Source organism: Variovorax sp. 10L426 (genome assembly GCF_056395305.1).
Window position 1 is genome coordinate 1 of the sequence record NZ_JBFTJF010000106.1, and the last position, 415, is coordinate 415.

Genomic DNA, 415 nt, shown 5'->3' on the forward strand with positions numbered 1-415 from the left:
GGGCGCCGTGCCGGTGGCCTTGTGGGGACCGTCGATACGGTCCGTGGGTTTGCCGACCACGCGAAGCTGGTCGATCGGATTGGTGGTGGCGGGGGTGTCGAATTTCATCGTCCGTCTCCTCCGGTCAGGTGCGGGCCTGCGCCAGCACGGCACTCAGGGTGCGCTGGAACAGCGGCACCTTGAAGGCGTTGTCGTGGGTGGGCCGGGCGTCCGCGAACAGGCGCTGGGTCACGGCCTGGGCGCCGCGCGGCAACTCGGTCGCGGCGGCTTCCAGGCGCCACGGCYKGTGCGCCACGCCGCCCASSGCCACGCGGCCGGTGCCGTCGCGCTGCACGATGGCGGCCACGGACACCAGCGCGAACGCGTACGAGGCCCGGTCRCGCACCTTSCGGTACAACTGCGCGCCGCCGATGGG

The 415-nt window shown here is 72.9% G+C and carries 1 pseudogene; it reads right to left on the reverse strand.

From position 1 onward, the window contains the following. Nucleotides 1–124: 124 nt before the first annotated feature. A pseudogene (locus tag AC1DHL_RS29980) lies at nt 125–415 on the reverse strand (FAD binding domain-containing protein); the annotation flags it as partial.